Raw genomic sequence first — 13,220 nt, 5'->3', positions numbered from 1 at the left:
TACGAAGGACAGGGCAGGCATGGACGTCACGATCACATTCGACCGGCCGGAAGAGGGGCCGAAATCCGGTCCGCTGACGGTGGGCTGGTTTCTGACATCTGACAAGGGCGCGGTGATGTATGACCCGCCCGAACGCATTCTGTTTCGCCAGACCAACAAGGCCCATGCCAAAAGTGCCAGCCGCTGCCCGGCGGTGATTCAGATGGAAAGCCGGTATTTCATGGTGAAATGCCCGTTCGATCTGCATCTTGGGTTCAGGCGGGATGACAAGGGCAAGGCGGTTCTGATCAACCGGCTTGGCACCGCCAGCCCGGTGCGGGGCAACAAGCTGGCCGATCTGCTGACGCTGGTGAACGAGGCGGAATGGCGGTATCCGGACCGGCCCACGGTGCAGCTGATGCTGCCCTATTGCTTCATCGCGGATGAGATGTGTTACATCACCCAGCTTGGCCCGTTTGCGCATTACCGCAAGGACCCGCTGCCCGGTACGATCTTTGGCGGGCGATTTCCGCTGAACGTCTGGCCGCGCCCGCTGATGTGGGCGTTTGAATGGCACGAGCCGGAAAAGGACGTCATCCTGAAACGCGGCGAGCCGTTGTTTTATTGCCAGTTTGAAGGTGAAGACCCATCCCGCGCCGTGCAGATGGTGGAGGCAGAGCGCACGCCGGAGCTGGCCGCCTATCTGGAAAAGATCGGTGGGGTGGTGAATTACGTCAACCAGACCTTTGGCCTGCTGAAAGCGGCTGAGGCGATGCGACCGGCAAGGTTGCTGACCCCCAAGGCGCGGGAATGAGGTCATCGCTGGAAATCTGGGATATGGCGCGGGGCGCGGCGCGCGTCGTGCTGCAGACCGACCGGCATATCGAGGCGCCGAACTGGTCGCCCTGTGGCGGCTATCTGCTGGTGAACGGGGAGGGCGGGTTGTTCCGGGTGCCGCTGGATGCGCCTGCCTTGCAGGGGATCGATCTGGATGGCGTGGGGCGGCTGAACAATGACCATGGCATTTCGCCCGATGGCCGGACATGGGTGTTTTCCAGCCATCATCGCGGCATCGGGTCAGAGATTTATCTGGTGGCGGCAGGGGGCGGTGTGCCGCGCCGGGTGTCGCCGGGCGCACCAAGCTGGTGGCATGGCTGGTCGCCGGATGGGGCGACGCTGACCTATGTGGCGGCGCGTGACGCTTCGGTGATTGATGTCTATACCATGCCCGCGCTGGGCGGCGCTGAGACGCGGCTGACGCAAGGTGAAGGCCATTGCGACGGGCCGGATTACAGCCCCGATGGGGCGCTGATCTATTACAATTGCGACCGGGATGGCCACGCGCAGATCTGGGTGATGGCGGTGGACGGGACGGGTCAGCGCAGGCTGTTTGCCGATGATTGCGTGAACTGGTTTCCGCACCCGTCGCCCTGTGGCCGCCATGTGATTTATCTGGCCTATCCGCCCGGAACCACGGGCCACCCCGCCGACCTGCCGGTGGCGATCTGCCGGATGGACCCTGATGGCGGCAAGCGTCAGCGACTGATCGGGATCAACGGCGGGCAGGGCACGATGAATGTGCCGAACTGGGCACCCGATGGCAGTGCCTTTGCCTATGTGCGCTATGCGCTGCCGGGTTAGGTGACCGGACCTTCGGATTTCAGCGCTGGCGGGGTCGAGACCGAGCCGTCATTTGACCAGACCGCGATATGGCGCGGATCGCCCCAGACCGACACATGGACCTCTGGCCCCATGCCGGGCGAGGTCAGGTGTTCGGGCGTCAGGCCCACGATCCGCACCCGCAACAGCTCGCCGCGTTCCACCGCCGGGGCGATCAGGGCGCTGGCCTGCGGGCCAAGCACACCGACCAGCACGGTAACCTTGCGCGGGATGAGCCCCAGAAACCGCCGGTCCAGCCGGGCAAACACCCCGATACGGCCATCGGGCAGCGGATGCAGTTCGGCCTCGCTGCCGATGGACAGGCCGGTGCGGGCGACATTGACCGCGATGTCACGCACGGCGGCCTTGTGGATCAGCGGTTGCAACAGATCATTCATGGCGGGCCTTTCACGGCAGGGGCGGTGTGGCTGCTCTGGCACCCGCCTGTTCTTTGCCCCGTTGTCCGCACCCCTGCCGGTGGCCGCAACCCGTTGCGGCTGTTCCCGACGGGCGACGACCGGTTCCCGCCGATCAGACCGGGTTGTGTCGGCGGAATTGCTCTGCCGGGCAGGGTGGGGCCGGGCAATGGCATTGACGATGGTGACAGCGGGGCGATTCGGCGGCGGATGATGAATTTGCATCGCACCCTTGTGGCAATCTTGCATCAAGCGTCGGGGCATCCCATGTCTTGTCTGAGGCCGGAGTTCCGCGTGCCACTGTTGGGCGCGGACGAGCGGTGCCAACATAGGAGAATGACCGATGAACCTGGAAAAGTTCACGGAGCGGTCGCGTGGTTTTCTGCAAGCCGCGCAGACGATTGCCATGCGCGAAAGCCATCAGCGCCTGACGGCGGAGCATCTGCTGAAAGCCATCATGGATGACGATCAGGGCATGGCGGCCAACCTGATCCGCCGTGCGGGTGGGGAACCTTCGCGGGTGATTGATGCCGTGGACGGCGCGCTGAAAAAGCTGCCGCGCGTGTCGGGCGATGCGCAGCCCTTTACCGATTCTTCGTTGGTGAAGGTGCTGGATGAGGCAGAAAAGCTGGCGAAAAAGGCTGGTGACAGCTTTGTGCCGGTTGAACGCATTCTGATGGCGTTTGCCATGGTGCCGGGGGCTGCCAAGACCTGCCTCGATGCCGGGGCGGTGACGCCGCAAAAGCTGAACGCCGCGATCAATGACATCCGCAAGGGCCGCACCGCCGATACGGCGAGTGCCGAGCAGGGCTATGACGCGCTGAAGAAATTCGCGCGTGACCTGACCGAGGCGGCGGCGGAAGGCAAGATCGACCCGATCATCGGGCGCGATGAAGAGATCCGCCGCACGATGCAGGTGCTGTCGCGCCGCACCAAGAACAACCCGGTGCTGATCGGCGAGCCTGGCGTGGGGAAAACCGCGATTGCGGAAGGGTTGGCACTGCGCATCATCGACGGTGATGTGCCGGAATCCTTGCGCAACAAGAAGCTGATGGCGCTGGACATGGGCGCGCTGATTGCCGGCGCGAAGTATCGTGGCGAGTTCGAGGAACGGCTGAAGGCGGTTTTGAACGAGGTGACGGCGGCCGAGGGTGAGATCATCCTGTTCATTGACGAGATGCACACACTGGTCGGTGCCGGAAAATCCGATGGTGCGATGGATGCGGCCAACCTGATCAAACCGGCGTTGGCGCGGGGCGAATTGCATTGCGTGGGGGCCACCACGCTGGATGAATACCGCAAATATGTGGAAAAGGACGCGGCCCTTGCCCGCCGGTTCCAACCTGTGATGGTAAGCGAGCCGACGGTGGAAGACACCATCAGCATCCTGCGCGGAATCAAGGAAAAGTACGAGCTGCACCACGGCGTGCGGATTTCCGATAGCGCGCTGGTGGCGGCGGCAACCCTGTCGCACCGCTATATCACCGACCGTTTCCTGCCCGACAAGGCGATCGACCTGATGGACGAAGCCGCCAGCCGGTTGCGGATGGAGGTGGACAGCAAGCCCGAGGAACTGGACCAGCTGGACCGCCAGATCTTGCAATTGCAGATCGAATCCGAGGCGTTGAAGAAAGAAGACGATGCTGCCAGCCGCGACCGTCTAGAAAAGCTTGAAAAGGAACTGGCCGACCTCAAAGAGCAATCCGACTCGATGACTGCCAAATGGCAGGCAGAGCGGGATTCGCTGGAAGCGGCGCGCGATCTGAAAGAGCATCTCGACAAGGCCCGCGCCGAGCTGGAACACGCCAAGCGTGAGGGTGATTTTGCCAAGGCGGGCGAGCTGCAATACGGCACCATTCCGGGCTTGGAGAAATCGCTGGCCGAGGCCGAGGCGCGTGAAGGCGATGCGCTGGTGTCCGAAGCCGTGCGGCCCGAGCAGATTGCCGAGGTGGTGGAGCGCTGGACTGGCATTCCGACCACCAAGATGCTGGAAGGCGAGCGCGAAAAGCTGCTGCGGATGGAGGAAGAGCTGGGCAAGCGGGTGATCGGCCAGCAAACCGCGCTGACCGCCGTGGCCAACGCGGTGCGCCGGGCGCGGGCGGGGCTGAACGATGAGAACCGGCCGCTGGGGTCGTTCCTGTTCCTTGGCCCCACGGGTGTGGGCAAGACCGAGCTGACCAAGGCGGTGGCGGAGTATCTGTTTGACGATGATGCCGCCATGGTCCGTATCGACATGTCGGAGTTCATGGAGAAACACGCGGTCAGTCGGCTGATCGGCGCGCCGCCCGGCTATGTCGGCTATGATGAAGGCGGGGTGCTGACCGAAGCGGTGCGGCGCCGCCCCTATCAGGTGGTGCTGTTCGACGAGGTGGAAAAGGCGCATCCGGACGTGTTCAACGTGCTGTTGCAGGTGCTGGATGACGGGGTGCTGACTGATGGTCAGGGCCGGACGGTGGATTTCAAGCAGACGCTGATCATTCTGACCAGCAACCTTGGCGCGCGGGCTTTGTCAGAGCTGCCGGACGGGGCAGATCAGGGGCTGGCACGGGCGGAAGTGATGGAAGCGGTGCGCCAGCACTTCCGGCCGGAATTCCTGAACCGGCTGGATGAGCAGGTGATCTTTGACCGGCTGAACCGCGCCGATATGGCGGGGATCGTGCTGATCCAGATGAAGCGGCTGGAGCGGCGGCTGGCAGGGCGCAAGATTACGCTGGAGCTGGATGATGCCGCGCGGGCTTGGCTGGCGGAGGAAGGCTATGACCCGGTGTTCGGGGCGCGCCCCTTGAAGCGGGTGATCCAGCGGCACCTGCAAGACCCGCTGGCCGAGATGATCCTATCGGGCGATGTGCTGGACGGGTCCACCGTGGTGGTCGGCGCCGGGCTGGAGGGGCTGACCATCGGTGATCGGGTTTCTGCCAGCCGCCGGGTGCGGCCGGTGGAGGTTGTGGTGCACTGACGTGATGGGGTGGATGGCGGGGTTAACCCCGCCCTACCGCAGCGGAAAGGGTTGTTAAAGGTTCGGGGGGCGCGCGGCATGCACGCCCCCCGGAGTATTGGTTACAGAGGGCCGATTACATCGGTGGCATGATGACGGTGTCGATCACGTGGATCACACCGTTCGAAGCTGCGATGTCGGCGGTGGTGATGGTGGCGCCGTTGACCTTGGCACCGCCGTCGAGCGTGATGGTGACATCGGCGCCGTTGACGGTGGCGGCGGTCATGCCTTCGGTCAGGTCGGTCGACATGACGGCACCCGGGACCACGTGATAGGTCAGGATCGCGATCAGCTGATCCTTGTTTTCCGGCAGGAGCAGGGTGTCGACGGTGCCTGCGGGCAGGGCGGCGAACGCCTCATCCGTTGGTGCGAAGACGGTGAACGGGCCTTCGCCCTTCAGCGTGTCTACCAGACCGGCGGCGGTCAGCGCGGCGGCGAGGGTGTTGAAGCTGCCGGCCGCGACGGCGGTGTCGACAATGTCTTTGCTGTGGCCGCCAGCAAAGGCTGGTGCGGCAAAGGCCAGAGCAGTTGTCATGGCAAGAAAGGTTCTGCGGATCATAGGTCACTCCCGTTTGATCATCGCCTGGATTGGCCTACTGTATATGGTCCAGCCATGCGATCAGATCAGGGCGACATTTCGGTGAGCCGGGCTTGCCGCAGGCACGGCGCGCGCTAAGCCGCGGGTGCTGGGATTTTCCAGTCAACAACCTGTGACGGCGGGTGATGTAACGTGAGCCATTGCGGGGCCGATTTGCCCGCAAACTGCCCGCGCCGGAGGGATTTGATTTTCGGCGCAGGCCTGCCATCTTGTATGGCGCAAAGCAGGGGGAGATGGGAATGACGCTTGGGTTGAAATGGTCGGATGTGACGCCAAAGCCGCAATGGATGAACCGCAGGCAGCTGATGGCGGGGGCGGGGGCGCTGCTGGCGGCACCGGCGGTGGCACAGACCGGCGTGGCAAAGAGCGCGTTTTCCACCGATGCCGCACCCAACACGCTGTCCGAGATCACCACCTACAACAACTTCTATGAGTTCGGGCTGGACAAGGGCGACCCCGCCCGCAACGCCCGCCTGCTGACGACCGACCCCTGGGGGATTGAGATCGGCGGCATGGTGGACCGGCCCGGCAGCTATGATCTGGCCGATATCCTGCAAGGGGCCCCGCTGGAAGAACGGATCTACCGCTTCCGCTGCGTCGAGGCCTGGTCGATGGTGATCCCTTGGGTCGGGTTCGAGCTGGCGCATCTTTTGAACAAGGCGGGCGTGCAGCCGGGTGCAAAGTATGTGGCGTTCGAGACCTTGGTGCGGCCGGAAGAGATGCCGGGGCAAAAGACCGCCGCGCTGGACTGGCCTTACCGTGAGGGGCTGCGGCTGGATGAGGCGATGCATCCGCTGACGATTCTGGCGACGGGTCTGTATGGCGATCCGATGCCGAACCAGAACGGCGCCCCGATCCGGTTGGTTGTGCCGTGGAAATATGGGTTCAAGTCGATCAAGTCGATTGTCAGCATCCGCCTGACCGACACCCAGCCGCAGACGACATGGAACATGCAGAACGCCCGCGAGTACGGCTTTTACAGCAATGTGAACCCCGAGGTCAGCCATCCCCGCTGGTCGCAGGCCAGCGAACGCCGCGTGGGGGCGGGTATCTTTGCCGGGCGCGAGGATACGCTGATGTTCAACGGCTATGGCGAACAGGTGGCCAGCCTCTATGCCGGGATGGACCTGAGCAAAGACTACTGAGGCCGCGCCCCTGATGGTGCTTGCACTGGACCGCATCAACAGCCTTGCCCGGCGCATCCCGACCGGGGTGGTCTGGGTGGGGGCGATGATCCCGTTTGTCTGGCTGGTCTGGGCGGCGGCGACCAACCGGCTGGGGGCCGATCCGGTCAAGGCGATCGAGCTGCGGCTGGGGTTGTGGGGGCTGCAGTTTCTGCTGGCGTCGCTGTGCATCACGCCCTTGCGCAAGATCGGGCTGAACCTGCTGCGGTTCCGCCGGGCCCTGGGGGTGATGGCCTTCTTCTATATAGCGATGCATTTCCTGGCCTGGGTGGTGCTGGACATGGGCCTGCGCTGGGATGAGATCCTGCGTGACCTGTACAAGCGCCCCTATATCATTCTGGGGATGGTCGGGCTGCTGGCGATGCTGCCGCTTGCCGTGACATCGACACATGCCGCGATCAGGCGGTTGGGGGCGGCCCGTTGGCGACGTTTGCACCAGCTGGCTTATGTGGCCGCAGCGGCCGGGGCGATTCATTTCGTGATTCTTGTGAAGGGCTGGCCGCTGGAACCGTTGCTGTATGCGGGTGCCGTAGGGGCACTTTTGCTGCTGCGGCTTCGAGTGCCGCACAAGGTTCGCACCTGAGTCTGTGGATAACCCTCGCAGGCGTGGAAATGTTCCGACTGAGGCGCAAGAAAGTTGCCACAACCCGCCGCTTCTTGTGGCGATAGTTTCACCAACCCCCGGATTTTACGCGATTTTCGGCTTTTGTGAAAAAAATGCGACTGCCTGCGTTTTTTCCTCTTGCGGGTTCCGGCACCCCGCCGTAAATACTGCCTCACCGAAGCGAAACAGCGACGGTGACGGACGGAAGCGAAGACGAAGCGAAGCGGAAACGCAGAACGGAAGCGGAGTGGAAGGTCGGAAAATCTGAAGATACGGCGGTTCGGGAAACGCTAAGAGATTAGCGCCTCGATTTTGNATTCTACAAATGCACCCCGTCAAAAATGGGGGGATTACCCCAAATCGATGCGTGATTTGGAACAGGTAGCCTGATTTTGGAGCGGAAGGTGCGACCGCATTCTGGTGATGTTCAATGGCGAGGTGGTGGAGGAAATTGGCCCCGGTGCACTGCATGCCGCGACGCATCCCTACACGCGTGGGCTGATCGCGAGCCTGCCCCGGCTGGACGAAGACCGCGCCGAACTGCCGGTGCTGGACCGTGCCGCTCTGGCCCGATTTGGTCAGGAGGGGCGCGCATGATTCAGGTGGATGATCTTACGGTGCGCTATGGCCCGACAACCGTGCTTCACAATGTCAGCTTTGCCGTGGCACAAGGCGAAAGCTTTGCATTGGTGGGCGAAAGCGGGTCGGGCAAATCGACCATCCTCAAGGCGCTGGCCGGACAGGTGGATGACTGGTCGGGGCAAATGGCGGTCGGCGGACAACGTGTCACCCGCTCTAGCAGCCGCGCTCAGGCCGCGCAGATCCAGATGGTGTTCCAAGACCCCTATGGCAGCCTGCACCCCCGCCGAACGGTGGATGACGCGCTGTCCGAACCGCTTGTCATCCACGGCCTGTCTGAACGGGATGCCCGTGTGCTGGCCATGCTGGATGCTGTGGGGCTGGCTCGCCGGTTCCGGTTCCGGCTGCCGCACCAGTTGTCGGGCGGTCAGCGGCAGAGGGTGGCGATTGCCCGCGCGCTGATGCTGTCACCAAAGGTGCTGTTGCTCGACGAACCCACCAGCGCGCTAGACGTATCGGTTCAAGCTGAGATCCTCAACTTGCTCAAGCGGTTGCGCGCAGAGCAAAGGCTGACCTTCCTGCTCGTGACACACGATCTGCCTGTGGTGTCGTTCCTGTGCGACCGACTTGCGGTCCTGCGTGCCGGGCGGGTGGTGGAAACCGCCGGGGTCGCCACCCTGCGCGGGCGGGCACTGGCAAGCGATTATGGCCGCGAGTTGCTGGCAAGCTGCGAAGGAATCGTCTGACGCCGCATTTCTACAGATCAGAGCAATTGTACCACTCAAAGGTCTATCCATAACGGCAGGGCTTTTCAGACTTCGCCCCGGGAGGAGTAGACGAAAAATGGGGTCCTCGTCGTCGTTGCGGCCTGTGCTAAGATAGGTTGTTTTCGCCGAGGCATACCATGGACGTTCGGCGCAGGCAGGGAGATGGGTCGGGAACCTTGCTGCCCCTACGAACAATCCCCCATGCTGCGGGATGCCTGAGTGTCGCTGATGGGCTCTTTGCGTTCCTTTATTTGCGTAACACAGGGCCGCGCCCGACCTCGGGATGGCGCGCCGACGCTCGTTCTGGGCGCTTTATGATTCAACTTACCTCGACCGGAGTTCTGGGCGGAACGGTTGCAACGCGCCGTCCCGGGGGGAGGCCGGGCGCGGCCCGGGCCGCTTTGCAGCTGTTCCGGGCCAAGGGAAGAGAAGGGTGGAGAGAGTAGGGGAAGAGCGGGTCGTTCTGCCCACTTGCGGGCGGGTTGACCCACTGTCGCGGCGTCATGTGAAGGCCCGCGTCATCGCCGCACCCCCCTTGAAGCCTTTGGGGGCGCGGCCTAGTGTCCGGGCCAGCAAGGTATGAGGCGGGTATGGCGGGCAAGCGCAGCATTTTCGAGGAGGTCGGGGGCACCAAGGCGGCGCTTGCGCCGCAGGGGAGCCTGATTGATGCGGGCCCCAAGGGCGCGCGGGGGGCGGTGCGGATCTGGCTGATCGTATTGTTCCTGATGGTCATGGCGATGATCGTGGTGGGGGGGCTGACGCGGCTGACCGACTCAGGGCTCTCGATCACCGAATGGCGCCCCGTGACCGGGGCTTTGCCACCAATGAATGCGGCCGACTGGCTGTCGGAATTCGAGAAGTACCGCGCCAGCCCGCAATATCAGCTGATGAATGCGGGCATGGAGATGTCGGCGTTCAAGGTGATCTACTGGTGGGAATGGGGGCACCGGCAGCTGGGGCGGGCGGTAGGCCTCGTCTGGGCAGTCGGGTTCCTGTTCTTCTGGGCGACCAGCCGCATTCCGCCGGGCTGGACCGGGCGGCTGCTGCTGCTGGGCGCTTTGGGCGGGCTGCAGGGGGCGATTGGCTGGTGGATGGTGGCGTCGGGGCTGACCGGGGCGATGACGTCGGTGGCGTCTTACCGGCTGGCGACGCATCTGGGGCTGGCCTTTGTGATCCTGGGGTTCATCGCCTGGTATGTGTTTTTGCTGGGGCGGACGGAGGCGGCGTTGTTGCAGGCGCGCCGTGCGCGGGAGGGCAAGCTGTTTGGCCTGTCCACCGGGCTGATGCATTTCGCGTTTCTGCAGATCGTGCTGGGGGCGCTGGTTGCGGGGATTGATGCAGGGCGGGCGTTTCCGACCTGGCCGGATATGAACGGCGCGTTCTTTCCTGCGGATGCGTTTTATGTGGCGGACGGGCAGGGAGGGGCCTTGCCGGTCTGGCATGCGTTCTTTGAGAACCCCGGGCTGGTGCAGTTCATGCACCGGATGGCGGGGTATTTGCTCTTTGCCTTTGGCGTGGTGGTCTGGCTGCGCGGGCGCAGGTCGGCGCATCATGTTACGCGGTTCGCGTTCCATATGGTGCTGGCGATGATGCTGGCGCAGGTTGGGCTGGGCATCTGGGCGGTGCTCACGGCGGCGCAGCTTCATGTGGCGATCACCCATCAGTTGGGCGCGGTGTTCCTGTGGGTGCTGATCATCCGCGCGCGATATCTGTCACAATACCCGCTGGCCGGGTCGATCCGGAGGGGCACAGCATGACTGTGAACAATACGGCTTACGCCGATCTGATGGCGTTCCAACGCGAAACCGAGGCTTTGGGGCAGGTGGCGGGGCGATTGGGCTGGGATCAGGAGACGATGATGCCGCGCGGCGCCGCCGAGCAGCGGTCAGAGGAAATGTCGGCGATGGAAGGGGTGCTGCACACGCGGCGCACCGATCCGCGCATCGCGGACTGGCTGGCGCAGGCCGAGGCGGTGGATGCGGTGGCGGCGGCGAACCTGCGCCACATTACGCGGTCTTACCAGCGGGCAACCAAGGTGCCGGGAGCTTTGGCACAGGCGCTGGCGCGGGTAACGAGCCGGGCGCAGGGGATCTGGGCGGAGGCGCGGGCCCGCGATGATGTGGCGGCGTTCCTGCCGACGCTGGCCGAGGTGATCAGGCTGCGGCGCGAAGAGGCGCAATGTCTGGCGCAGGGTGGTGATCTCTATGACGCGCTGATTGACGATTACGAGCCGGGGGCGACGGCGGAGACGCTGGGCCGGATGTTTGATGCGATGCGGCCCCGGCTGGTGGCGTTGCGGTCCGCGGTGTTGGGGGCGAGCCATCAGCCCGCAAAGCTGGAGGGGCATTTCGGGCAGGAGGCACAGATGCGCATGGCGCGCGATCTGGCATCTGCCTTTGCGTATGACTGGGAGCGGGGGCGGCTGGATCTGGCGGTGCATCCGTTCAGTTCCGGCTCCGGCGATGACGCGCGGATCACCACGCGGGTGGTGGAGAGTGATCCGTTCAACTGTTTTTACTCGACCATCCATGAGGTGGGCCACGCCTGCTATGAGCTGGGGATTGATCCTGATTACCGGCTGACCCCGCTGGGGGCGGGGGTGAGCATGGGCGTGCATGAAAGCCAGAGCCGGATTTATGAAAATCAACTGGGCAGGGGCCGGGCGTTTACGGGCTGGATGTTTGACCAGATGAAGGGGCGGTTCGACGGGTTTGGCATTCCGGATGCGGATGCGTTCTACGGCGCGGTCAACCGGGTGCAGTCAGGGTTCATCCGAACCGAAGCGGATGAAGTGCACTATAATCTGCATGTGATGCTGCGCTTCGATCTGGAACGTGCGCTGATCCGGGGCGATCTGGCGGTGGGGGATCTTGAGGCGGCGTGGAATGACCGCTTTGCCGCTGATTTTGGGGTGACGGTGGACCGGCCAAGTCAGGGCATGCTGCAGGATGTGCACTGGTCCGTTGGCCTGTTCGGCTATTTCCCGACCTATACTCTGGGCAATGTCTATGCGGGGTGCCTGAATGTCGCCCTGCGCAAGGCTGTGCCGGATGTGGATGACCATCTGGCGCGCGGCGATGCGCGACCGGCAACCGCGTGGCTGCGCGAAAATCTGCAGCGTCATGGCGGTTTGTACAAGCCGCGTGAGGTTGTTGCGCTGGCCTGCGGGTTTGAACCCAGCGAAGGGCCGCTGCTGGATTACCTTGAGGCGAAGTTCAAGGCGATCTACCGACTGTGACACCGGCGCGGAAGGAACAAGCGGCGGTCTGGGCTTTGGCCTTTGGGCAGACTCTGGGCTATGCGTGTTTCTTTTACATCTTTGCGGCGCTGGTGCTGGTGTGGCAGCGCGAGCTGCCCTGGGGCAACGGCGTGCTGGCTCTGGGGCCGTTTCTGGCGATCGGTGTAACGGCGCTGGTGTCACCGCAGGTCGGACGCTGGGTGGACCGGGGGCATGCGTTGCGGCTGATGGGGTTTGGCACGGCGCTGGGGGCGGCGGCTTTGGCGCTGCTGGCGGTGGCCTGGCATCCGCTGGTTTACCTGACGGCCTTTGTGGGGCTGGGGGCTGCGGCATCAGCCACATTGTACGAGGTGTGTTTTGCGCTGCTGATCCGGCGGTTTGGCGAGCGCGCGCGCGGGCCGATCACGCGGGTGACGCTGGTGGCGGGGCTGGCGTCGACGCTGGCCTTTCCGGCGGGCGCGGCTTTGGCAGAGGCGTTTGGCTGGCGGATTGCGGTGTGGTCGGCGGTGGCCGTTGTGTCTTGCGTGATGCTGCCCTTGCAGGTTTGGGGGGCGCACAGCCTTGGCGGCGGGCGGGCGCGGGGCGCACCAAAGCCTGTGGCCGGGGCGTCGTGGCGGGTTATCCTTGGTCGACCCGGTGTGCTTGGGCTGATGGCGTTGTTTGCGCTGCTCAACCTTGATCACTGGATGCTGGTCAGTCTGATGCGGCCCTTGCTGGCCGAGATGGGCGTGGCGGACGGGCGCGCGGTGACGGCGGCGGCGCTCATCGGGCCCGCGCAGGTGTTGGGCCGGGTCGCGCTGATGGCGGCGGGGGCGCGGTTGCGGACGCGGGTGGCGTCGCTGTTCACGGTGCTGGCCATGGTTGCGGGGCCGGTGTTTTTGTTGTTTTCGGGCGGTGGGGTGGCCTTGGTCCTTGCCTTCGCGGCGGTGCAGGGGGCCGCGATGGGGATTCTGACCATCCTGAAGCCGCTGCTGATTTCCGAGGTGAATGGGCCTGCCGATTATGCGGCATCAGCCGCGGCGATTTCGATGCCGGCGATGGTGTCAACGGCCGTGGCACCGCTGCTGGGGACATGGATCATGGGGGTGGGCGGGCCGCTGGCGTTGGTCGGGAGCGCATTGGTATTGGCGGTGGGGGCGTTGGTTCTGTTGGCGCGGCGGTGACGGGGCCGGTGCCTCCACCTCCGACGTTAAGGGAGGGG

General features: G+C 64.2%; 12 protein-coding genes. 10 read left to right on the top strand and 2 right to left on the bottom strand.

All coding sequences use genetic code 11. The annotated features are described in order from the left end of the window. The first annotated feature begins 19 nt into the window (after nt 1–19). Entirely contained in the window at nt 20–793 is a 774-nt protein-coding gene (locus EEB11_RS09860) for a hypothetical protein (protein ID WP_135430851.1), read from the top strand. Then, nucleotides 790–1,620, top strand: a complete 831-nt coding sequence (locus EEB11_RS09855) for a TolB family protein (protein WP_135430849.1) — start codon at nt 790–792, stop codon at nt 1,618–1,620. Before EEB11_RS09860 ends, EEB11_RS09855 begins: the two co-directional genes overlap by 4 nt. Here the strand turns inward: EEB11_RS09855 and EEB11_RS09850 are convergent. Further along, complete coding sequence (locus EEB11_RS09850; protein ID WP_135430847.1) at nt 1,617–2,036, bottom strand: hypothetical protein; 420 nt, start codon at nt 2,034–2,036, stop codon at nt 1,617–1,619. The genes EEB11_RS09855 and EEB11_RS09850 overlap by 4 nt on opposite strands. A gap of 361 nt (nt 2,037–2,397) precedes the next feature. Here EEB11_RS09850 and clpB point away from each other — a divergent pair, with 361 nt between their 5' ends. Beyond that, nucleotides 2,398–5,010 carry an ATP-dependent chaperone ClpB gene (clpB, locus tag EEB11_RS09845; protein ID WP_135430845.1) on the top strand — a complete coding sequence of 871 codons (2,613 nt, stop codon included), beginning with the start codon at nt 2,398–2,400 and terminating at the stop codon, nt 5,008–5,010. Between the two features lie 115 nt (nt 5,011–5,125). Here the strand turns inward: clpB and EEB11_RS09840 are convergent, their stop codons facing one another. Further along, nucleotides 5,126–5,608, bottom strand: a complete 483-nt coding sequence (locus tag EEB11_RS09840; RefSeq protein ID WP_135430843.1) for a fasciclin domain-containing protein — start codon at nt 5,606–5,608, stop codon at nt 5,126–5,128. 272 nt (nt 5,609–5,880) lie between these two features. Between EEB11_RS09840 and msrP the strand changes: the two genes are divergently transcribed. The 7 genes from msrP (at nt 5,881) to EEB11_RS09805 (ending at nt 13,182) form a co-directional block, all read left to right on the top strand. Further along, nucleotides 5,881–6,792 carry a protein-methionine-sulfoxide reductase catalytic subunit MsrP gene (msrP, locus tag EEB11_RS09835; protein WP_245298853.1) on the top strand — a complete coding sequence of 304 codons (912 nt, stop codon included), beginning with the start codon at nt 5,881–5,883 and terminating at the stop codon, nt 6,790–6,792. A 13-nt stretch (nt 6,793–6,805) separates the two neighbouring features. Next, nucleotides 6,806–7,414 carry a protein-methionine-sulfoxide reductase heme-binding subunit MsrQ gene (gene msrQ / locus EEB11_RS09830; RefSeq protein ID WP_135430841.1) on the top strand — a complete coding sequence of 203 codons (609 nt, stop codon included), beginning with the start codon at nt 6,806–6,808 and terminating at the stop codon, nt 7,412–7,414. A 444-nt stretch (nt 7,415–7,858) separates the two neighbouring features. Next, nucleotides 7,859–8,032, top strand: a complete 174-nt coding sequence (locus tag EEB11_RS09825) for a hypothetical protein (RefSeq protein ID WP_210134408.1) — start codon at nt 7,859–7,861, stop codon at nt 8,030–8,032. Next, complete coding sequence (locus tag EEB11_RS09820; RefSeq protein ID WP_135430839.1) at nt 8,029–8,760, top strand: ABC transporter ATP-binding protein; 732 nt, start codon at nt 8,029–8,031, stop codon at nt 8,758–8,760. The genes EEB11_RS09825 and EEB11_RS09820 overlap by 4 nt, the downstream gene beginning before the upstream one ends. A 611-nt stretch (nt 8,761–9,371) precedes the next feature. Continuing rightward, nucleotides 9,372–10,538 carry a heme A synthase gene (gene ctaA / locus EEB11_RS09815; protein WP_135430837.1) on the top strand — a complete coding sequence of 389 codons (1,167 nt, stop codon included), beginning with the start codon at nt 9,372–9,374 and terminating at the stop codon, nt 10,536–10,538. Then, on the top strand, nt 10,535–12,019 hold the full coding sequence (locus tag EEB11_RS09810) for a carboxypeptidase M32 (protein ID WP_135430835.1): 1,485 nt from the start codon (nt 10,535–10,537) through the stop codon (nt 12,017–12,019). The genes ctaA and EEB11_RS09810 overlap by 4 nt, the downstream gene beginning before the upstream one ends. Continuing rightward, nucleotides 12,016–13,182, top strand: a complete 1,167-nt coding sequence (locus EEB11_RS09805) for an MFS transporter (protein WP_135430833.1) — start codon at nt 12,016–12,018, stop codon at nt 13,180–13,182. Before EEB11_RS09810 ends, EEB11_RS09805 begins: the two co-directional genes overlap by 4 nt. Nucleotides 13,183–13,220: the final 38 nt, after the last annotated feature.

It is taken from the genome of Pseudotabrizicola sediminis (assembly GCF_004745575.1).
GTDB classification, from domain to species: Bacteria; Pseudomonadota; Alphaproteobacteria; order Rhodobacterales; family Rhodobacteraceae; genus Pseudotabrizicola; species Pseudotabrizicola sediminis.
The sequence above is the reverse complement of the archived record's forward strand: the minus strand, read 5'-3'. Positions and strand labels throughout refer to the sequence as shown.